At 38.0% G+C, this 23560-nt stretch carries 15 protein-coding genes; 9 read left to right on the top strand and 6 right to left on the bottom strand.

The window, feature by feature from the left end:
* Nucleotides 1–129 precede the first annotated feature (129 nt).
* The 8 genes from IEX65_RS04330 to IEX65_RS04295 all read left to right on the top strand — a co-directional run bounded on the left by IEX65_RS04330 (nt 130) and on the right by IEX65_RS04295 (nt 16135).
* The gene (locus tag IEX65_RS04330) at nt 130–4128 is read left to right on the top strand and encodes a 3-coathanger stack domain-containing protein (RefSeq protein ID WP_188764806.1); all 3999 of its coding nucleotides are present in this window, start codon (nt 130–132) and stop codon (nt 4126–4128) included.
* A gap of 158 nt (nt 4129–4286) precedes the next feature.
* A complete protein-coding gene (locus tag IEX65_RS04325; RefSeq protein ID WP_188764805.1) occupies nt 4287–4619 on the top strand; it encodes a LytR/AlgR family response regulator transcription factor in 333 nt (110 codons plus the stop codon).
* A 38-nt stretch (nt 4620–4657) separates the two neighbouring features.
* On the top strand, nt 4658–7093 hold the full coding sequence (locus IEX65_RS04320) for an immunoglobulin domain-containing protein (RefSeq protein ID WP_188764804.1): 2436 nt from the start codon (nt 4658–4660) through the stop codon (nt 7091–7093).
* A 107-nt stretch (nt 7094–7200) separates the two neighbouring features.
* On the top strand, nt 7201–8958 hold the full coding sequence (locus IEX65_RS04315) for a helix-turn-helix domain-containing protein (RefSeq protein ID WP_188764803.1): 1758 nt from the start codon (nt 7201–7203) through the stop codon (nt 8956–8958).
* A 149-nt stretch (nt 8959–9107) separates the two neighbouring features.
* Nucleotides 9108–11627 (top strand): immunoglobulin domain-containing protein, encoded by a 2520-nt coding sequence (locus IEX65_RS04310; protein WP_188764802.1) that lies wholly within the window; start codon nt 9108–9110, stop codon nt 11625–11627.
* 263 nt (nt 11628–11890) lie between these two features.
* On the top strand, nt 11891–14593 hold the full coding sequence (locus IEX65_RS04305) for a 3-coathanger stack domain-containing protein (protein WP_188764801.1): 2703 nt from the start codon (nt 11891–11893) through the stop codon (nt 14591–14593).
* A gap of 27 nt (nt 14594–14620) precedes the next feature.
* Entirely contained in the window at nt 14621–15319 is a 699-nt protein-coding gene (locus tag IEX65_RS04300; protein ID WP_188764800.1) for an START domain-containing protein, read from the top strand.
* A gap of 12 nt (nt 15320–15331) precedes the next feature.
* Nucleotides 15332–16135 carry a hypothetical protein gene (locus IEX65_RS04295; protein WP_188764799.1) on the top strand — a complete coding sequence of 268 codons (804 nt, stop codon included), beginning with the start codon at nt 15332–15334 and terminating at the stop codon, nt 16133–16135.
* Between the two features lie 73 nt (nt 16136–16208).
* Here IEX65_RS04295 and IEX65_RS04290 read toward each other — a convergent pair whose 3' ends face one another.
* The 4 genes from IEX65_RS04290 to IEX65_RS04275 all read right to left on the bottom strand — a co-directional run bounded on the left by IEX65_RS04290 (nt 16209) and on the right by IEX65_RS04275 (nt 19374).
* On the bottom strand, nt 16209–17234 hold the full coding sequence (locus tag IEX65_RS04290) for an LLM class flavin-dependent oxidoreductase (protein ID WP_188764798.1): 1026 nt from the start codon (nt 17232–17234) through the stop codon (nt 16209–16211).
* A gap of 4 nt (nt 17235–17238) precedes the next feature.
* Entirely contained in the window at nt 17239–17463 is a 225-nt protein-coding gene (locus IEX65_RS04285; RefSeq protein ID WP_188764797.1) for a hypothetical protein, read from the bottom strand.
* 35 nt (nt 17464–17498) lie between these two features.
* Nucleotides 17499–18515: a ferrochelatase gene (gene hemH, locus IEX65_RS04280; protein ID WP_188764796.1), complete on the bottom strand. Its 1017-nt coding sequence runs from the start codon at nt 18513–18515 to the stop codon at nt 17499–17501.
* Nucleotides 18516–18606: 91 nt separating this feature from the next.
* Nucleotides 18607–19374, bottom strand: a complete 768-nt coding sequence (locus tag IEX65_RS04275) for a hypothetical protein (RefSeq protein WP_188764795.1) — start codon at nt 19372–19374, stop codon at nt 18607–18609.
* A 226-nt stretch (nt 19375–19600) separates the two neighbouring features.
* Between IEX65_RS04275 and IEX65_RS04270 the strand changes: the two genes are divergently transcribed.
* On the top strand, nt 19601–19741 hold the full coding sequence (locus IEX65_RS04270) for a hypothetical protein (protein WP_188764794.1): 141 nt from the start codon (nt 19601–19603) through the stop codon (nt 19739–19741).
* Nucleotides 19742–19834: 93 nt separating this feature from the next.
* Here the strand turns inward: IEX65_RS04270 and IEX65_RS04265 are convergent, their stop codons facing one another.
* Together IEX65_RS04265 and IEX65_RS04260 are read right to left on the bottom strand one after the other, a co-directional pair.
* The gene (locus IEX65_RS04265) at nt 19835–21727 is read right to left on the bottom strand and encodes an amidophosphoribosyltransferase (RefSeq protein WP_188764793.1); all 1893 of its coding nucleotides are present in this window, start codon (nt 21725–21727) and stop codon (nt 19835–19837) included.
* A gap of 154 nt (nt 21728–21881) precedes the next feature.
* Entirely contained in the window at nt 21882–23360 is a 1479-nt protein-coding gene (locus tag IEX65_RS04260) for an NADH-quinone oxidoreductase subunit N (protein ID WP_188764792.1), read from the bottom strand.
* Nucleotides 23361–23560 lie beyond the last annotated feature (200 nt).

The following is a 23560-nucleotide window of genomic DNA, read 5'->3' as shown; positions in this document are numbered from 1 at the left end:
AACACAAAACTTTTTTTGAATTCTGTCCGCAAAAAATAATGCTTTAAGAGTAATTTATTTCTAATTTACTATTAAATTTATATAATCAGAAAACTAAAAGCATTCATTTTTCTAAACTATTGATAGCCCATGAAAAAAACATTACTTATTTCTTATTTAATATTTGTTTGTGCATTTGCAAATATTGTAAATGCTCAGCAAGAAGTAACAGCTACTACGGCTCAAAATGGAGACTCAAAAAATACTACTCCACAAGGCCCGCCCGAAGTGATTACAGGAACACTTATCCGAATTTCGCCTAAATTATCAGACTTGAAACCAGTACTTTTAGACGCAAGCACCAAACCTTTTGGCGAAGAAGAACAAGAGTTGAGACAACGAGTCAATAAAAATGCAAGGATTTTTAATGGCGACCCTAATGCTATTATTATTGATAAAAACGTTCAAACCAAACTAAATTCGACTTTATCTCCTACAATAAATGCGGTTATTCAGTCTTTTGATGGTAATGGACAAGCAGAAAATACATCAAGAGGATTTGGGCTTTTAGTACCACCCGACCCAGTTGTAACAGTTGGCCCCAATCATGTGGTGCAGATGATAAACTTGGTACATCGGGTCTATAATAAGTCTGGGACTCCTCTGACTTCCCCCTTAAAATTTAGCGAAATTGCTGGAACAGCAACTAATGCGGGCGACCCTATTACCCTTTATGACCAAATAGCTGATAGGTGGGTTTTGATGCAATTTAGTTCTATCTTGACTAATGGACAAGAATCATTGATTTTCTGTATTTCGCAAACCAATGACCCAACTGGTGCTTACTATGTTTATGAATTTAAGACAGTTGGTTTTTTGCCCGATTATCCACACATGGGAGTTTGGAGTAATAGCTACACACTCGCAACACATAACTTTAATACAAATGGAAGTGGCTATCAATCCCAAGGTTATTGGGCATTTGACAGAAAAAAAATGTTGAATGGCGACCCAACTGCCAATGCTATACTTTTTAGAGATGCTGGTTCTTTTGGGTATTTGCCCGCGAGCATCGAAGGGTTTAAAATACCTGACCTTTCTGCAATGCCAACCTTTGTCAACTATGATTTAACTAACCAACTGAAAATAAGAACTTTAACGCCTAATTTTTCCAATATAGGGGCTTCGGTATTGAGCCCTGCAACAAGTTTACCAGTAGCAACTTTCAACCCGACTGTTTCAACTGTACCGCAAAATAGTCCTGGTGTAAATTTAGATGCCCTCGGTGGAAGAATGATGAGTAGAATTATCTACCGAAAATTTGATACTTATGAGTCAATGGTACTAAATCATACCGTAGATGCCGACCCAACGACCGCTTTTCAAGCTGCTCCTCGATGGTATGAACTCACCCGACCAAACTCTGCTTCACCTTGGGTAGTAAACCAACAATCAACTTTTGCACCGAGTGCAGTTCACCGCTGGATGGCTTGTGCAGGGATTGACCAACGAGGAAACATTGCCTTAGGATACAGCAGGTCAAGTAGTACCAACAATGCTGATATTTATTGGGCTGAAAGGAAAAAAGCTGACGCATTGAGTACGCTTAGCACAGAGCAGGTTTTCCATGCAGCTGGTGGCGTTCAACAATCGACTTCTGGTAGATGGGGAGATTATTCGGCAATGGTAATAGACCCTACTGATGAAGAAACAATGTGGTACACGGGCGAATATTATGCTACGACATCTGACCGAGGCTTTAGTACCAGAATCGGTAGTTTTAAAATAGTTGACCCACTTACATCACCAACTGTGCATTTTGCCAAAGGCGGAACGATAGCTCGCCAAATTGAATCTATTACGCCAGCAGTTGGGCTACCAAATTTTCCTTTTAAAGATTATTCAATTACTATCCAGATTGATAATGCTCCTTCGCAGCCAGTCAATATTACTTTATCAAAAACAGGTACAGCAACAGAAGGTACTGACTATAACATATTGAATGCCTCTGCATTGGTACTAAATGGAACAACACTTTCGCAATCTTTCACCTTGCGTGTGTATGATGATGGGCAATTTGATGAACCAAATGAATTTATTGATTTTGCATATACTCTTAATGTGAATGGTGGAAATGCGGTTGCTGGTGCATATAATCAACTGCATCGAGTAACAATTATTGGAAAACCTATCTGCCCTGCTCCGATGGTAAATTATACCTGCTCAGGCCAAGTTGCTACATTGACAGCAGTTTGTGGCAAAGGTACCCCTACTTGGTACGATGCTACTGGAACAAATGTCTTATTCACTGGTTCGCCTTATACTACGCCAACCTTGGCAGGGCCAACTTCATATCAGGTAAAATGTGCTGGTAATGATTGTGGGCTTTTTCCTTATAAAGTCACGGTTTTTCCTACCCGAATTTATGTAAAAAACAATGCTACTGGCTCAAATACTGGTGCTGATTGGAACAATGCTTATGCTGAACTGTATTCGGCACTTAACGTAGCTTGTAGCAGTGGTATAACTGAAGTTTGGGTAGCAAAAGGAACTTACCGACCTACCTATTGTACGACTTGCGACCTAAGTGATGCCGCACGAAATGGTTCATTAAACATTCCATCTGGCATAAAAGTGTATGGCGGTTTTGCTGGTAACGAAGTAAATTTAACCGACCGAAACTTAGCATTAGTTCATACTACCAATTTAACAACCCTTTCGGGTGATTTGAAAGAAAATGATGGAGCAAATTTTACAAATGCGGATGATAATACAAAAACAATTGTGAAGTTTAATGGCTCAAATGCCAATACATTGATTGATGGCTTTACGATTAAAGGCGGCAATGGAGTTTCGGAAGGTGGTGGAATTAATATTTCGGGTGGAAGTAGCCCTCAAATAACTAACTGTATTATTACAGAAAACAATGCATCAGGCATTTTAATTGACCAACAAAGTACATCTTTAGGCACTTCTGGTGTTGGAATTACAGTAACGACCTTTGCAGGACAAACCTTCACCCCGTCGGTATCGGGTACACTAACAAAAGCCGATATAAATCTGTTTTGCAGTGGTTGTACTGGTACTATACCTAATTTAACATTATCAGTAAGAGCAACCAGTGCAGGCTTACCAACGGGGGCTGACCTTGCCACAGCTACTATCACAGGTTTTAATTCAGGTTCATCAGCCTATTATAGCACTACATTTAGTAGCCCTGCTTCACTTGTGGCAGGTACACAATATGCCTTGATTATTCGCCCAACTACCAATCCATCGCCAGGAACTTACGCTCTTACTCGAAGTGGAACAAGTACGGCTGGTGCTGATGTATATGCAGGAGGAACTCGTGTTTCGGGAGCTACAAGCGGGACTGTTTGGTCAATTCCGCTAACTGGTGGAGTATCAACTGATGCAGGCTTTCATGTTTATATGGCAAGTAATGCCGCAAATGGTGGAGGTATTCAAAATAATGGCACATTAACGCTCACAAACTCAGTACTTTCAAAAAATGCGTCCACATTCAATGGTGGTGCTATTTACAATGCAAATACCTTATCGGTTATAAATGCAACGCTAAATGCCAATACCGCAACTTCGGGAGGTGCAATTTTTAATAATGGTGCTTCTGCTCTTGCCACAATTAGCAACACAATTGCTTTTGGCAACACTAACTCATTTGCCAATGCTGGGGGTGGCTCTGCCACAGCATCTTTTAGCCTCTTTGATAACATGACAAATGTAACCGATGGAGGCAATAATATTATCACGGCAGTTTCACCTTTTATTTCAGCAAGTGATTTGCATCTGGCTGCAAATTCACAAGCTATCAATGCGGGTACAAATACAAATGCCCCATCGAAAGATGCTGATGGTTTTGTTCGCCAACTTACCGTTGCAAATCCAGCTGATATAGGAGCTTACGAATACCCATGCCTAACGCTGTTGCCACTTATGAGTCCAGCCAACGATTATACCGCTGGTGTTACAGTAAATAACGCATCGAGTACAAATGGAAAAATCACTGCTACCAACAAAATTACAGGAACTGCCAATGTTAGTTACTTAGCTAAAGCTATCGAGCTAAATCCTGGTTTTAAAGTTGATAATAGTGCAGTATTTTCGGCTCAAACTGGAGGATGTATTTGATTTAGAATGAAGAAAAATCAAAAGCTCAATTCTCCAGATACCTTTCGGTAAATAAAATCCCTCCTTCGGACAGTTTTCAATAGCATTCGTCCTATATGAGTTTTATGGTTAAGGGTTTCATTGTTTTTTTGTCAAAGAAAAACAATGAAACTTTACCCATGAAAACCAACACACTCATTCACCTCGGCAGTAGAAAGAATATCTCGCCAGCCAACATTCTGATGCTCAAATCTGATAGTAATTATACCATCATTTATCTGAATGATGGCAGTAAAATTATGTCTTCGACTACAATGGGCAAAATCGAAAAACGTTTGAAAGACTTTCAGTTTTTTAGACCTAATCGTTCAACTATTTTCAATCTTGAATTTATGGCTGACTATGAAAACAAAGGTCAATCTGGTAGTTATGGAAATATTTTACTCAAAAACAATGAAAAAATAGCTCTTTCAAGAAGAAAAAGTGAGGCTTTTATGAAAATCATTCAGTAAAAATCAATTTTGAAAATCATCCCCAAAATATAGAAACAATGAAAACTAATTTTACAAAAAACTTTTTCGGCATATTCACAATTTTATGTTTGCTCCTTAACTTCCATACGGGTTTCAGTCAATGGGTTCAACCTTTGGGCATTAATGGGGCTGTCGGTGCATTAAAAGTAACAAGTTCAGGTGGTAGTGTGGCAGGCAATAACACTTATTATGGCTCAGCTTACTTTGGGACAAAAGATGTAATCCAAGCTGCTAATAATGGTTGGATAACCTCCACATTTAACGCAATTGGTCCTGGGCTTCGATTCAAAGCCAGTGCTGGTAAGCCAGTGACTATTACCATTGACATTGCCATAAACTCTTTTGGAGAAATAACAAATTACACCTCACTATCAGGAGGAATCGGGAAAAATGAACAGAATTACGCCTACGATGCCTATGTAAATATACCATTTACTAACTTTTCAAATGACCCCAGAATATATACATACACTGGTACTTTTACTTTTACAAATGCTCGGCCAGAAGCATGGTTGGTATTTGGGTTTGAAATCTTGCAAAATGGTGGTTTGCAACAATACACCATGGTTTTGCCCTTTATTGTAGATGGCGTAAAAGAGCCAAATGTACCGCTGGTTATGAATGGTTCTGTACCCCGAATCATTACTCAGCCTGAGTTACCAGTTACCGTGCTTCATGCTCCTCCAGGTGACCAAAGTTATACTAAATTTGAAATCAACAAAACAGCGTGTCAGTCGGTAGAAAATAGCATTACAGAAGATTTGGCTAATTCTGGAAACGGCTCAGTTAAACTTGGTTATAAAGGTAGTGTAGGTTTTATAGCCCAAGTTGATATTGAAGCATACGTAGAATTTACAGGCTCTGGTACAGAAGGAAATTCAAGTGTAAAAATAAAAAATAATGAAACTTGTATAAGTAGCACCACGGGTTTTGGGGCAACGCCAGGTTCGGGTGAAGACATATTTCTGTGCGAAGGTTTAGATTATAATTATGCTGTGTATGAACAGTTGTTCATTAATCCAGCTACCAATTACAGTACCTACACAAAAAGTGGACTCGTGATGGTGCCAGTAGATGGCTCTAAAAGGCTCAATTTATTTACACGTACCAATATCATTGACCAAATCGAACTGCGTAGGCTCGACACACTCAATACATCTCTACCCTTGAAACAACGAATAGATGCTAAAAATCAATTGAATATTTGGAAGCAACTAATAACTCTCAATGATGCCAATGTAGCCAATGCTACTATCCCAAATCCAGATTATGGCTTGATAAATTTGAATGGAGGAGCCCCTTATTTAGATAGAACCACGAGCGTTAGTACCAATCAAATAAATACACTAATCGTTGACCACTACATAGAATCAAACGCTGGTTTACAAGCTGTAGTGAATATCGGCGGTTCAGGTTTTTCGGGTGGGTATAATTTACGCACCAGCAAAAGGTATGGGCAAACCAACAGTACAACAAGCAGTAATACACAAATTATGACTATGCACTTGGAAGACAATGACGCAGGCGATTTACTAAACATTAATATTTATCGTGACCCAATGTTTGGTACGCCACTATTCAAGTTGCAAGCTGGCTCTAAGACAAGTTGCCCTTATGAAGGTGGTTATCAAAGAGACCAACCTCGATTAGAAATTATTGGAAGTAATCAAAACAATATCACGATTCCGAATGTAACTTTAGGCACACCTGCTTCATTCCAAGTAAAACTTTGTAATAATAATACTACCGAAGCACGCACTTACAATTTAGGTTTTGTCCCTCAAACAAATTTAAACGATTTATTGATTTCGGCTGCGGGAAGTTCGGGTTCTCAATTTGGGCCTTTCACAGTTCCTGCCAATAGTTGTAGAGTAGAAAACTACGATGTAAATATTGCGAGAAGATTTCCAGCCAGTGGTGTAAATTTCTCAAATCTTGAACTTGAATTCTACGCAGCTTGCGAACCGACCATAAAATCAAGTATTATTGCCAATGTCAGTTTTGCTGCCCCACCAGCAGCAGTTGTAACCACTAATAACACCACAGTTTGCTCTGGTTCACCTGTTACATTGACAGCAACTTGTCCAGTCAATTATGCTATAAATTGGTACACTTCATTTACGGGTGGTTTTGTTGTAGCGAGTGGAAGTAGCGTAAGCCTAAGCCCAACAGCCAATACCGTATATTATGTTGGTTGCGAAAGTACCAATCACGTACCACCGAGAGTTGCGAGTAAATTAGTTCTGGTAGGTTCTCCTTCTACGGTTTTGAATTTGACTTCAAATCTAACAACCGACTCATTCCAGATAGCCAATACAACCATCACTGCCAATAATAAAATATTCTCGCCTGCGAGCGTAACGTATAAGGCAGGGAGTTCGCTAACATTTAACCCGGGTTTTGAGGCCAAAAGTGGCAGTAACTTCATGGCAAGGATTGGTGGGTGTAATTAATTGAAAATCAACGAAAATCTCTCTTATTTTCTTGTTAATTGAGGGAGATTTTCAAGATTTTTACTTAATTTGCACTATTACTTACTGGTGCTGGCGAATTCTTATAAATGACAGATTCAAAAAAAAGATTAATTCTAAAATTAAACCAATTCATTGAAACAAATTTAAGCAATTCAGAACTCTCTCCCGATACTATTTGCTTAGAATTGGGCATTAGTCGCTCGCAACTGCACCGAATTCTAATTGAAGAAACCAAACTTTCGATAAGCCTTTACATTCGTAAAATCAGAATCGAAAAGGCTAAATCACTACTTTCTACTACCCAATTACGCATCTCCGAAGTCGCCGATGCAGTTGGAATTACCAATCCATCAAATTTTAGTAAGTATTTCTTTGAAGAATTTGACATCAGCCCAAGTGATTTTAAAAAATTAATAGAAGAAAACGAATACGTAGAAAAACAATATGCACAGGGGCAGTCAATTGCTGTTTTGCCGTTTGTGAATATGAGTAACGACATCGAGCAAGAGTATTTCAGCGATGGAATAACCGAAGAAATCATTAATGCCTTAGCCCAAGTACCTACTCTTAAAGTTGTCGGGCGAACCTCTTCGTTCAGTTTTAAGAATAAAAATACTGATTTACGAAAAATTGGTGCTTTGCTCAATGTCAATTATATATTGGAAGGAAGTGTGAGGCAATCGGGCAAAAAATTACGAATTACCGCCCAATTGATAAAAGTAGAAGATGGTTTTCATTTATGGTCGGAGAAGTTCGACAGAGATTTACAAGATGTTTTTGAGATTCAAGATGAAATTTCATTGACAATTTTGGACGAAGTAAAAATCAAACTTTTCGGTAATGAAAAGCAAACTTTGCTCAAACGCAACACAAAAAATACCGAAGCCTATCAATTATATCTGAAAGGGCTTTTCTACTATAACAAGCTCTCAGGAAAAGAGGCGTTTTATAAAGCCATCGCTTATTTTGAAGAAGCCCTTTTGCTCGAACCCAATTACGCCGCTGTGTATTCAAGTATAGCTGCTTGTTATATCCAATTATGGTTTTTTGCTCAAGTACCACCAAAGCAAAGTATCGAAAAGGCTAAAACAGCAATTCAAAAAGCTTTAGCCTTTGACCCAGACAGTGCCGAAAACCAAATCCGTGATGCACACATGAAGATGTGGTATGATTGGGACTTCAAGGCAGCGGGTAAAATCTTTGAAAGTGCCTTATCAAAAAATCCTAATTCAATTGAAGGGCATCTTTACTATGGCTTCTTTTGGGGTTTTTCTGGAAAATTTGATTTAGCTCATCAGCATTTTTCAAAAGCCTTAGACTTAGACCCGCTGGCAATGATTAACCAAATTTCTGCCGCCTTTTGTTATTGGTGGGAAGGCAATTTGGACGAGTGCTTGGTACAGACTCAGAAAATAATTGATTTTAAACCCTATTTTTGGGGAGGATATTATGTTAGTTCATTGGCTTTGTTAGAAAGGTTTCAGTTTCAGGAACTAATCCCAACCATCGAGAAGGCTACACTGCTCTACCCAAATTACCTTACGATGTGTTTTAAAGGAATTGCCTATACTTTTTCAGGACAAACAGCAAAGGCACAAAAAGTGATGGCAGAACTCGAAACAAACCCTGATAGATATCCTATTTCGCATCATGACATTGGACAATTTTATATTGCGTTGGGCGATTTTGAGAAGGGTCATTATCATTGGGATAAAGCCCTTGACCAACACGAAGGCAGAATGTTGTTTATCCATATTTTTTTTAGAAAAGCTAAGTTTTTTAAATCTCACCCTCGTTTCGAGCATTTTTTCAAGGTTATTGAAGCAATTTTGGAAGAGAAATGATATTTTCTTGATTTCTCTTTTTAATAATCCTCCAAAAACACTCTCCATGCAACAATAGACAAAGTTTTTGACACAATACGAAAAGTCTTTCAAAAAAAGGCTCCCTATTTTTGTTCTAATAAATTATTTATTTTTTAGAGCAAATACCCATGAAAACTCATTTTTTTAAATCACTTTTTGGTATCTTACTTTTAGGGTGCATCTTATTCAATTCAATTACTACAAATGCCCAATGGATTACAAATACAATCGGCAATAATGGAACAGACCCATTTTTGAATTCACCTGACAGTCGTAATTCAACAGGAGGTGTATTAACTGTAAGTAGCACAGCCGGCAGCGTTGGTGGCAATAATGCCGTAAAGGGCGGTATTTATAATTTTACAAGTAACGGAGTTAACCTTGATATGACTTCTCGGGCTGCGGTTGACCCACTTATTGCTCAAACATTTAATGCCGTTCCTATCGCCAATCAGTTTAAAGCAGTAGCTGGTGTTCCGTTCACTGTTACATTTACTATTAGAGTGGCAAGTGGGACTCAAAATAATATAACAAGAAATTGTTTAGTAAATGCATTTGGAGATAAATTGGGTATTGGTAAAAACGAACAAACCAGTTTATATGATAGAACTGTAAATTTAACTTCCTCAATTAGTAGTAATGTCACTTTTTCAGTAACTCATACATTTCCTGTCGGAAGGACTCAAGGCTGGATTGTTTTAAATTTTGGTGAAAGTACAGGATTTTTTGGGGGTGGAGCTAATGACCTTGTAATCTTGCCATTCATAATTGAAGGACCGACTGTTGATATTACTCAACCAAATGCAGTAAGTATTCTGGGTACTTTTAATGAACCTGCCGTTCCGCAGCTTATTATACACAATCCGCCAGGCGATGGCAGCACCGTTACTTTTCAAACCAATCAAGAAACCTGTCGAAACATTTCTGAAACGATTAATAATGAAACATCAAACACAGGAAATTTAGACGTAACACTCGGCATTGCGGGTTCGGCAGGTATGTTTATTGAGACTACTTTTGAATTTACCACAACGATATCGGCTGGATTTGGAGGTGGCAGTTCGAGTGTAAAGTCTAATGGTAAGCAAAACTGCCTTTCAATTCTAAATGCTATCTCAACCACTGCTTCATCAGCTCCTGCCAACGAAGGCTCAATATATATGGGTTACTCCTCCACAAAAGCCTTTGGGGTTTATCCTTATGTGAAAGTTTCAAGCACATTACCCTTAACCGTAAGAAAAGATTCAATTCTGATGTTTGGTTTAGTACCAGGTTCAGGCACGCCATTTTATAAGACAAAAAAACAAATTATTGATGATATTCAGACGCTTCAAAATCTTGCCAATACCACAGCCATAAAAAAAACAAAACAAGAAGCCTTGAATCAGATAAAAGTTTGGAGGCAAGTATTAGCAAAAGATAGTGCCAATATCGCAAACCCTAATAATGTTGTACTAAGTCAGCCATTTACTTTGACAGGAAATGGTGCTGTACTTACAAACTCAACAACAGTTTCGGTGGCTACCAGTGATTATTATGAAACAAGTTATTTTTTAGAAGCAAATGTCGGATTAAGTTTTGTATTTAAGTTTGGAGGCTCTGGTGTTGACGGTGGCTACGAGTTTAAAACAAAAAAAACACTCGGACAAACTATCACTAATACCACAAACACTGCCACGACCATTGCTTACACCCTTCAAGACAACGATGATGGAGATAATTTAAGAATAAAAATTGTAAAAGACCCCACCTACGGTACGCCTATTTTTATACTTGACCCCACACAATCAAAAACATCTTGCCCCTACGAAGGAGGTTATCAAAGAGACCAACCACTTATTCAGATTATAGGAACAGCACAAAATAGTACTACAATACAGAACGTGTCTTTAGGAACACCAGCTGCATTTCAAATAAAACTTTGTAATAATTCTAATGAATCACGTTCTTACAATTTAGGTTTTGTTTCGCAATCAAATTCAAGCGATTTATTGATTTCGGCAGCAGGGAGTTCTGGGTCTTCTTTTGGTACTTTTACTGTTCCTCGTAATAGTTGCCGAGTTGAAAATTATGATGTAAATATTGCGAGAAGATTCCCGACGAGTGATGTAAATTTCTCGAATCTCGAATTTGAATTTTATGCAGCTTGCGAACCCACGATAAGGTCAAGCATTTTTGCAAATGTCGGATTTGCAGCTCCACCACCTCCAACTGGGGTTTTAGCAAATAAAACAGAAGTCTGTACAGGTACGCCCGTTACACTCGCTGCAAATTGCCCAGTCAGCACTACGCCAACTTGGTACACAGTTTCATCGGGTGGTTTTCCCGTGGCAGTGGGCAGTTCAGTTACAGTAAACCCAAGTGTCAATACAACTTACTATGTAGGCTGCGAAACCGTAAATTATGCACGAGATAGGGTTGCCACAAAATTGGTTTTGGTCGGAACGCCTTCAACGGTGCTGAATCTGACAACGAATTTTACAACTGACTCATTCCAAATAGCAAATACAACGATTACAGCTTCAAATAAAATATTCTCGCCTGCAAGCGTAACGTACAAGGCTGGGAATTCGCTTACATTTAACCCTGGCTTTGAAGCAAAAAGTGGCAGTAATTTCATGGCAAGGATTGGTGGGTGTGGGAATTAACTCTATTATCCAAATACGATATTCAGATTAGAACAGTAAAATTTCAAACGTGGTATATCTTATAAATAAAAGATGTATCACGTTTTTTGTATTAATTAAAAGTCATAATAGTAAGCGTCGAGTATCATAGGAAAAATAAATTCATCAAGTATCTGATAACTAACAATTTATTAATTTACCATTCACTAAAAATCTAAAACTTTTATTTACAAATTTCAAAGATGTGCAGCAATTTTTTATATTTTTGATAAAAACCTACTTCAATGAAAATATCATCTACTCTATTTAGTATCCTTGTTGCATTTTTCTTTCTTAATACTTCCCAAATTTTTGCTCAAAGTGATAAACCTATTGTGATGACAATAGATGAATTATTGGAGCTTCAAAGATTAGAGAAGTTAAAACCAGAAAGACCGTATCGTGTAAAAAAAGAAGTTGAAATTGAAAACGATAAAAGACGTCTTCGCATTGCTCCTAATACAGCTTCATCTGGTACAGGTACAAACCAAGGCCGAGCAACTGCTGCTACGCAAACAGTACATTCTAATTTTTTAGGTACACTATTGAGTGAAACAATCGCATTCCCACCAGACAATAATGGTGCTGTTGGGCCAACTCAAGTAGTCATTGCCGTTAATGGTAGCGTGAAAGTTTTTCCAAAAACAGGTGTCACTGTGGCAGCCTCAACGACTGCAACTGGCAACGGTAGTACGCCATTTGCAAATACATTTAGTCTGGATGCTGATGTATTTTTTAGTTCTGTTTTAGCAGCAGGAAGTTACACCAGCGATTTACATATACGATACGACCGCCTCAGTCAACGTTGGTTTATTGTATGTATTGAGGTAAATACTTCACAAGTTAATAATCGTCTTTTGATAGCAGTAAGTAGTGGGCCAACGATTACAAATACAAGCAGTTTTACATTTTTTCAGATTGCACATAACCTTATTCCTCCAGCAGGCGATAATAATACTTTTTATGACTACCCAACTTTAGGTGTTGATAAAAACTCTTTGTATCTCGGGGCAAATTTATTTGGTGCTCCTGCTAACGGACAACCATTTATAGGTTGTAATATGTATGTAATTAATAAAGCTGATTTGATGAAGGCTTCACCTGTTCTAACAGCAACGGCCTTCCGTAATAGTAGTGTAGCTAAAGACGTATTCACTCCACAAGGCGTGGATAATGACGACCCAAATGCCACTGAAGGCTATTTCATAGGTGTTTCTAACACTGTATTTAGTCGTTTAGTGCTTCATCGAATTACCTATTCAGGAGGTGTGCCTTCAATAAGTGCTGATATTCCTTTAAATGTTAGTACCACCTCATCGCCAAGAACAGTACCTTATCAAGGAGCCAGTCCCACCACTAAAAGACTTGATGCACTCGATGATAGGCTCTTTGCTGCCATGATTATGAAGAACAAAATTACGGGTGCAAGTACACTATGGACAACCCATAATATGAATGTCTCTACTACTGGAGTGGCCAACAATACAGCAAGAGCAAATGGAAGCCGTTGGTATGAAATCGGAAATTTATCAACCACACCTACTGTTGTGCAATTCGGAACAGTTTTCGATGCAACTGCCACAAATCCAAAAAATTATTTCATTCCAGCCATTGCGGCCACAGGGCAAGGTCATGCTGGTATAATCATGCACTCGGCTGGTGCTGCCAGTTATCCTAATGTTGAAGTAGCTGGTCGATACAGAACCGATGGAAGTGGAGTAATGCAAGCTCCTTCGCAAACTACCGTAGCCGCTGGTGCCTATAATCCACCGGGTGACGCTGGACCTGTCTTACGTTGGGGTGATTATTCTCAGGTTGTGGTTGACCCAGAAGATAACATGACATTGTGGGGGTTTGCTCAGTACGCTAACGATGTTGACTCCTATGGTGTAAGGGCTGTACAATTAAAAGCTCCAGCCCCACCTCAAACTTTATCGGCTGCGTTGCCAGTTGGTGCAAATTGTGGCTCTAACGTAGCCTTGACAATTAATGGTACTGCCACAGCAGGCTCTAATCAAGAATTTTTCGACCCAGGTGCGGGTTATACTAATCGTTTATCAGCTTCAATTACATCACCTTCGGCTATAACGGTTAACTCGGTTACATTTAATTCCGTAACACAAATGACCGCAATGGTGAACACTTTAGGCAAAACACCAGGTACATATACCGTTAGAACCACCAATCCAGATGGTCAATCGGCTACTGGAACATTTACATTGACTGGTACTACTCCCTCTGTTTCGATTGCTGTAACATCAGGTACAAACCCAACATGTGTAGGCTCAAGTGTAACATTTACAGCTACTCCAACCAATGGCGGAACAAGCCCTACCTATCAATGGATAAAGAATGGAAATAATGTTGGTACAGGTACAACTTATACTGATGCTGGTACTTCACCAGGCACAATTTCTTGTGTAATGACAGTCGGAACTGGAGTTTGTACGACAGCCCCAACGGCTTCTTCACCTACTACATCTCTAACAATAAATACTGCTACAACTGCTCCAACAAATGTTTTAGTGAGTAAAACAGAGGTTTGTAGCGGTACAAACATCACCTTGACTGCGACTTGTGCTTCTGGAACTATCACTTGGTATAATCAAGCAACAGGTGGAATAGCCTTAGGAACGGGTAATAATTTCGTTCAAAGCCCAACCTCAAATACTACCTATTTTTCAAGTTGTGAAAACGGAGCTTGTCAAAGCTCTCGAACAGCCAGCACTTTAGTTTTGGTTGCTACTCCTACTCCATCATTAACGATTACCTCAAACATTACAAGTGGAAGTAGTATTCAGATTGCAAATAATGACATTACTGCCACCAATAAAATAGTTTCTCCTGCTAAAGTTATTTACAGAGCCGGCAATTATATTTTGTTTAATACAGGTTTTGAAGCACAATCTGGTAGTGTTTTTACAACACAAATTCAAGGGTGTAACTAAATCCCAATATTATTTATTTTCTTTCTTATGATAACATTTGAAGATTGGAAACTAAATAAGGAAAAATGGTTGGATAAAGACCTTGCCCTAATGACTAATGACGAAGGCTGGAAAGAACGAACCACAAAGGGTGGCATCAGCGTTTGGCAAAGACCCTTTCCCGACGATAAAAACGACCTATTTAGATGGCGGTTACCCAAAGTTGATGCCAGTCATGAAGAAGTTTTTGATATTTTTACCAATAAAATGATTGATTATCATCATTATTGGACAGCTGAATACACGGGGGGATATGTAGTAAAAGTGATTGATGAAAACACCCAAATTATCTATCAACAATTCAACCCTAATAAGCCTTTTATTTCAAAACGAGACCTTTTGTATATTCAATGGACAATAAAAATAGATGATAAAACCTTACAGACCAGCTTTAGGTCAATTATTTGGGAAGAACTTCCTGTCCCAAAAGGTTTTGAGCGAATTGATTGGTGGGGCGGGCATCTTTTCGAGGCTAATGATGATGGTACAAGCCAATTGGTATTGATTGATAGAGAAAATCAAGGTGGATATTTCCCTTCATTTTTGATGAATCAAATAATGCCTCAATATCTCATTTATCAATTTAAGAGTATCATCACTTTTTTTGAAAAAGGAGGCACAAAAACTCATCAAAAACTATCAGATTCTCAGAATACTGCCCTAATCAATAAAAACTTAACACGCTAAAAACAAATAAAAATGGCACTCTTTGATTGGCTATCTCAATACGAAACTACAATTAATCAGATTTGGGTATTTACACTTGTATCAACCATGATTCTATATGTTGTATGCAACCTCCTACCCGATAGAATTGTGGGGAAATTTTTGCCACTGCACAATGTATTTAAACCACAAACCAACATTGATTTAGACTATCAGTCAATTGGTTATGTACTCTTACATACCACTTGGGCAACGAGAATTACACATTCTACCATAATTATTGAGGCTGTTTTATGGTTTATTATTTTTGAAAGTTGGCATTGGAGTATTCCGCTTGTTGCAATACTCGCTATTTTGATTCAGGCGATTTTTATCGGAGATAAAAAGTTTGGTCTTTTCTTTATCATCATCGGAATCCTTACCTATTTGGTTGCTATTTTCGGCATTCAATTAATAGGTTTATCAGATGCAGTTTTGTTATCAAAAGTGTTGTTGATGCTTGGTGGTTTGATGCGAATGTTGAGCCATTCGGCTGAACTTATACCGCCAATTTTAATCAATAATACCGACCAATTTGAGAAATTAGACCCTAAAAAAATCACTTTCCGATTATTACTTTCTTCGCCTATCGGCTATATTGGTGAGTTTGGCAGCAGCTTACCGAATCGAATTCTGCCAATTCAGGTAAACTACATTTATCAGACAATTTTTGATATTGCCCCTGAAAAAAACTTAGCGTGGAAAGAGGTGAAAGAATCTGCTAAAACGGTCTTGACGGGTGGCTATTCAAAATTACATTCGTTGAAAAATTATTATGAAAGTGTGGTAAAAAATTAAATTGTGAAAATTATATTATAAACAAAAAGGCTCTATTTCGATAAATAGAGCCTTTTTTGTAGATTACTATTATTTATTTCCCATTCACAATCGGCGAAACTTTCGTTCCAATCAATTCGATGGCTTTCATTAGTTTTTCGTGTGTAAGTCCAGCATTATCCATCTGGAATGTTACTCTCGTAATTCCGCCCAATGCTTCGCTATGACGAAGTATTTTTTCGGCTACCTCTTCGGGATTTCCAATTAAAAATGCACCGAGTTTAGTAGTTTGTGAATCGAAATGCTCACGTCTGACTGGTGGCCAGCCTCTTTCTTTCCCAATATTCGTAAACATTTCGGCATAACCTGGGTAAAATTCTTCGTGAGCTTCTTCGGTGGTTTCAGCTACATAGCCCAATGAATGCAAACCAACTTGTAGTTGGTTGAGCGAATGTCCTGCTTTCAAACCTGCATTTCGGTAGAGGTCAATCAATGGTCGGAAGCGGTGCGTTTCTCCACCAATGATTGCTACCATTAATGGTAAACCCAACATTCCAGCACGAACAAATGATTGTGGAGTTCCACCCACTCCTATCCAAATGGGAAGTTTTTCTTGTAAAGGTCTTGGATAAATAGCTTGATTATATAGTGCTGGTCGAAATTTTCCTTTCCAATTTACTACTTCGTTTTCTCTGATTTTTAGTAAAAGTCCTAATTTTTCAGTAAAAAGTTCGTCGTAATCTTCCAATTTCAAACCAAAAAGTGGAAAGGCATCGGTAAACGAACCACGTCCTACTACCATTTCGGCACGACCTTGCGAGATTAAATCCAATGTAGCAAAATTCTGAAATACTCTAACGGGGTCAATCGCACTCAAAACCGTAACTGCACTTGTGAGTTTTATACGTTTGGTTCGAGCAGCAGCAGCAGCCAAAATCATTGTGGGAGCAGAATCAAGAAATTCTTTGCGATGATGTTCGCCAATGCCAAAAACATCGAGTCCAACTTCATCTGCTTTTTGTATTCTTTCAAGTAATTCCCTTATCGACTGTTCGCTACTTATCGTTTCGCCTTGATTATTCTTTAAAACTGCCGCAAAACTATCAATTCCTATTTCCATTATCCTATAAAACTTTTCGAGAATCTATTTCTTTTTTTACAGCTTGATAGCCGTCATTGGTACGTTTGGCAAAATAGAAAATTACAACAAATATAGCAACAGGAAGAATGAAACCTTTGTGAATAATACTCCAAAACGCCACTCCAATCATCATCCCAATAGCGAAACCTGCATAAATTTTATTCTTTTTTTGTTTTTTTCCCTCTGCAAAAAGCTCTTCATCGGTCATTTCCGAAAGTATTTTTCTGTCCATAATTCAGGAATTTATTCTTTCACTAAATCCACTAATAACTCAATCCAAGCATCAGAATCATTCAAACTCTCTACCAACTGCCAATGTTCGCCACCGTTTTCTTCAAATAACTCTTTGTATTCCTCTCCTACTTCGAGGGTTGTTTCTAAGCAATCTGCCACAAAAGCTGGCGAAAATGCCAAAACTTTTTTGATACCTTTCTTAGCCAAATCTTTCACAACATCTTCGGTGTAGGGTTGAATCCAAGTTTCACGCCCCAATCTCGATTGGAAACAGGTGGTGTAAGTTCCTTCTTTCAGACCTAATTCTTTCACCAAAAGGCGGGTTGTCTCGAAACATTCAGCACGATAACAATGCTGATTCATGGCCGTAATCGAATCACAACATGAACCAAGTTTACAAGTATTACCTGTGCAATCGCCTTTGCGTATCTGACGTGCAGGAATTCCGTGATAGCTAAAAATCACGTGCTCGTAATCATGTGCCTCCAAATGCTTTTTTCCCATTTCGGCAAAAGCACTCACAAATTTCGGGTGATTGTAGAAGTAATTGAGAAACTTGATTTCGGGAATGACTTGCCATTTAGTTACGATTCGCATTACTTCCTCATAAACCGAACCAGTAGTAGCCGAAGCATATTGCGGAAAAAAAGGAATGACAATAATATTATTCAATCCCATTTTCTGGAATGCCTTCAAACCCGACTCAATACTTGGGCTTTGATAACGCATTGCTAATTTCACCACATATTCATCGCCCAAAGCAGCTTGAAGTTGCTTTTCGTTGGCTTCGCCATAAATTTTTAATGGTGAACCATTTTCTGTCCATAATTCTTTATAAATTTTGGCAGATTTTGGCGAACGGAATGGTGCAATAATCAAATTAACCAACATCCAACGAGGTATCGCTGGGTAGTCAATTACTCGACCATCCATCAAAAACTCTCTCAAATATTTTCTTACATCTGGCACACTCGGGCTATCGGGCGTACCAAGGTTTACTATCAAAACACCTGTTTTTCCAACCATTTCTTCAATTTAATGAATAATTAAGAATGTATTTTAAAGCACTGTATCAGAAACATTCTTAATTCTTAATTATTAATTCTCAATTCTTAATTTAAAACTCTATTTTATCTTTTTTCTTATTATAATCTTTTGCTTTGCTGAAATCTGGCTTTTTGAAATCGGTGTAAATTGATTCGGGTAAAGCTTCAAAAACCTTGATTTCAGTTAAATCACGGTCGCCACGCTCGCCTGACAAGATAATCTTGCCATAAGGTTTATAATCTGTCCACGGACGAGTAAAACCTGGTTTTTCATCAGTTGATTTAGCATAATACGACCACTGAGTTAGTAAATTGCTTTCTTTCTCAACCCAAACTTTATACATATTGTTTGGCGTATTACCCACTTCTTTGAACGTCATCTGCAATAGGTACGCTTCTTTACCTGTTTCGGTTTTATCTTCGCCCAAATATTTGAGTGTCACACCATTATCTCTCAATTTGAACGGCATAGTGAGCCAATATGAATCATTTATCCAAGCCCCTTTGCCAGCTTTCATATATTTCTTAACCGAATCTGCGGCCGTTTGTTCAGCTCCGTACTTAAAAACTTTTCCAGTTTCGGTATTGATATTCATTAAAATCACTGATTTGTCTCTCGGAAAATCAATTCTGACATTTCCTGTCCATTTATCCCAAGTGAGAGTTCTGGCACCGAAGAAATTCCATGTAATATGGCGAGTTTCGTCCCAAGCTTTTTTGCCACCCATAGCTGCCATTACTTTATCAGCAATTTCGATGGCTTTTGCATCAGAAGTTTCTTGTGCTTTGAGCGTTTGGCTAAACATAGCCACAATACAAATAAATAGTAGTTTTTTCATTGAACTGTTATCTTAAAGGGTTGATATTTCTTGAAATAAAATTAAATAAAAAAGAGAAGGTTATCTTCAAAAAAGTAACTTTTTTACTGAGTAAAGACGAATCACTCACTGAGTGAAGTCGAAGTTTGCCGTATAATAAATATTTACTAAAATAAATATTAAATCATTTTGCGAATATTCGCTTTCTACACTAACTTTGCTGAACAATTACAAAACTCCAATAACAATGAATACTTCATCCATTTCATCGACACCCGCAATGCCCATCTCTAATGAAACTGTAAATATTATAGATTTGTTACGAGTGATTGGTATGCAAGAAGTTACAAACAACGTTTTTACATTACCAAAAAAGAAGAAAAAATAAATCGATTTACGAAGTACGATTTACGAATGACGATTTTATTCATTATATGTTAAACAAAATCATTCGTAAATCGTCATTCATAAATCGTAAATTCTAATAAGCTCTCACCAATTTGCCTTCCATAAAGTTTACGAACGCACGGTTCACTACTCTATTTCCGCCACGAGTTGGATAATTTCCTGTAAAATACCAATCACCAGTATGATTCGGACAAGCCTTGTGCAGATTTTCAACGGTCTGATATACCATCGCAACTTCCGCTTTCATGTTTTCTGGTGTAACGATTTCAGCAATTTTCTGAGAAATCTCTTCATCAGTAAATTTATCGTATAATTGCTTCACAAAATTTTGTTCGTAAGCATTATCGGTTTGTAATGCACCCACACTCTGTGCATAAACCTCATGCTTCATATATTCTATACCGTTTTGACGAAGTAAATCAAGCATAGCTCTGAAAGCCACAAATTCTTTCATCTTCGACATATCAATACCATAGCAATCAGGGTAACGAATCTGCGGAGCCGATGAAACAATAATTACTTTCTTTGGCCCGAGACGGTCAATCATTTTCAAGATACTTTTTTCGAGCGTTGTTCCACGCACAATCGAGTCATCTATCAAAACTACGGTATCGATGCCTTTACGCACAACTTCATAAGTCATTTCATATACGTGTGAAACCATTTCGTCACGCTCGTCATCATTAGTGATGAAAGTACGAAGTTTTACATCTTTCGATACTAATTTTTCGATTCTTGGACGGAAAGACAACACTTTCTTGATTTCTTCGGGCGAAAGATTGCCTTCGGTGATACGTTTCAAACGCCAATCAGACAAGTATTGCTCTAAGCCTTCTACCATTCCGAAAAATGCACTTTCGGCTGTGTTCGGGATGTATGAGAAAACTGTATTTTCGAGGTCATAATTAATTTCTTCTAAAATCTGAGGAATCAATAATTGACCGAGTTTTTTACGTTCTTCATAGATTTGAGGGTCAGAGCCACGTGAGAAATAAATACGCTCAAAACTACACGATTTTTTCTCCAATGGTTTCATTATCTGAAACTCGTTATATTCGCCATGCTTGTCAATAATCAAAGCATTTCCTGGCTGAACTTCTTTAATATCATCATAATTGGCATTGAAAGCAGCTTTAATAGCCGTTTTTTCAGAAGCAACAATCACTACTTCATCGTTTGCCCAATAGTAAGCCGGACGAATACCCGCAGGGTCACGCACAACAAATGAAGCACCGAAACCTGTCACACCAGCCATTGCATAGCCACCGTCGAAATCACGGCACGCACGGTGCAATACTCTTGGCAAATCCATGTTATCTTCGATAATATCAGAGAGGGCGGGGTTTTCGTAGATGCCTTTGAAGCGGTCGAATACTCTTTGGTTTTCTTCGTCGAGGAAGTGTCCGATTTTCTCCATTACGGTTACGGTATCTCCCAAATCTTTCGGGTGCTGACCCAATTTTACTAATTTATGGAAAAGTTCTTCTGCATTAGTCATGTTGAAGTTTCCTGCTACCAACATGTTTCGGCTACGCCAGTTACTCTGACGCAACATCGGATGGCAATTTTCAATTTCGTTTTTGCCGTGTGTACCGTAGCGAAGGTGTCCGAGCCAAACTTCACCTGAGTAAGCTACATTTTCTTGCAACCATTCAGCATTTTTGAATTTGTCGGGATTGTTGCGAAGAACATCTTTGTATTTCTCGTTAATCTTGTTAAAAATATCAACAATCGGTCGATTTTCAACGGAACGGTATCTACTTATGTAACGATGGCCAGGGGCAACATCAAGTTTTACATTTCCGACTCCTGCTCCATCTTGGCCACGATTCGATTGTTTTTCCATTAAAACGTACAATCGTTGAATGCCATAAAGGGGCGTACCGTATTTGTCGATGTAGTATTGAAGTGGTTTGCGAAGACGAACAAGGGCAATGCCACATTCGTGTTTAATTGCGTCGCTCATTGAGAATTTTTGGAGATTGGTTATGCAAAGTTCTAAAGAATATACGTGCCTTGCAAAGAAAAAGTTCTATTTGTTTTAAGAGAATGTTAAGTCGATTTCGGGAAGTTTGACAATATCTAAAATTAAGAAAACATTTTCTTTGAAAAAGGCTAATTTATGCCAATTTCAAGCTCTCAATTAGATTAATCAGCCCGCTCGGACGCATAAATAAATAGATGATAAAAAATAGAAATATCAACAAGAAACCTTTGCGAATAAAGCCAATTTGATAGTAGCGAACTCCAATTTTAGGTTCTTTGAAAATCATAAAATATGGAATCTTGATATAATAGAATATCGAAATAGCAGTGTTTAGTAAGCCAAATATTAAGACAATTAATAACATATTGCTGCCTGATGTTTGATAAGATTCCCACAGAGCAGTAAAAAGAAGTAATTTTCCAGTAAAACCCACAGTTGGCGGTAAGCCTACTAAGGCAATCATAATTATTACAGCCGCTAAGCCCAAAAATATATTTTCTTGTCCCAAACCTCGCAGGCTTTCGAGTTCGTAGCTTTCAGTTTTCAGAGCCAGTAAATCTATCAGTAAAAAGGCCGCAAGCGTAATAAAAAGATAAGTAGCAATATAAAAAATAGTTGACTGAACACCAATCGTATTAGTTGCCAACAAACCCACCAACATAAAACCTGCATGAGCAATTGTTGAATAACCGAGCATTCGCTTGGTATTAGTTTGCCACAAAGCTGATAAATTTCCAATCGTGATAGAAGCCATAATTATGATAGCCATTATCATTCGGAAGTCGATACTTAATGACGAGAAAAGACGAATCAAAACCAGTACAACAGCTGCTTTTGGAGCAATTGAAAGAAATGCAACGATAGGTGTTGGAGTTGCTTCATAGACATCGGGGGTCCAACTATGAAATGGAACAGCCGAGAGTTTAAAAAGTAAACCTCCAATTGTCATAAAAACAGCAATCTGAGCTATCCAAGTTGGATTTTGACCTAAAAAAGTAGCAAATTCTTGTCCAACAAAATTGAGTGTACCCGTCATGCCATAGAGCAGCGAAATGCCATAAAGCATGATTGCCGAACTCGTGGCTCCGAACAAAAGGTATTTGATACCAGCCTCGCTATTGTTTTTCCCTTTGTTGAAAACCACCAAAATATATGAGCAAATAGAAACCATTTCGAGCGAAACATAGAGCATAAGCCAGTTGGTGGTCATGGTCATGATGAACAATCCCCAAACCAAAGCCATAAAAATGGCATAGAACTCCCCTACTACTTTATAGCCCACCACCCAAACATGAATCAGAACAGCTACTGATGCAATGGAAATAATGAGCTTGAAGAATAAACTGACGGAATCTAAATATATCAGTTGCCCAAAAAGCACACTTCCCGACTCGAAATATTGTTTATAGAATCCAAAAAAGGCATAAAACACAAAACCAATACTAATTAACACACTGATTATAAGCACATTAAACAACACGTAGGTGCGTTCAGCATCCAATTTTTGAGAAAAAGCAATAGCAGCAACTATCACCAAAAATACTACTCCAAAGAGTAAGTCAGGCAATAGTACACGTGAACTAAAGAGAATATGTGATAATTTTTCGAGCATTGAATATTGGCTATTGACATTTAGCTTTTGCGAAATACCAGTTAAAATTAAGTGAATAACTCATGTTATGCAGAAATAATAAAATTTACCACAAAAGACACTATGGAGACACGATTGACACAAGACATATTTTACTGAAACTTGTGTCCATTGTAGAAATCCATTGTGACTATTGTGGTTAAACATGTTAATCGTATTTT

This window comes from Emticicia aquatilis, assembly GCF_014644295.1.
Lineage (GTDB): Bacteria > Bacteroidota > Bacteroidia > Cytophagales > Spirosomataceae > Emticicia > Emticicia aquatilis.
The sequence above is the reverse complement of the archived record's forward strand: the minus strand, read 5'-3'. Positions and strand labels throughout refer to the sequence as shown.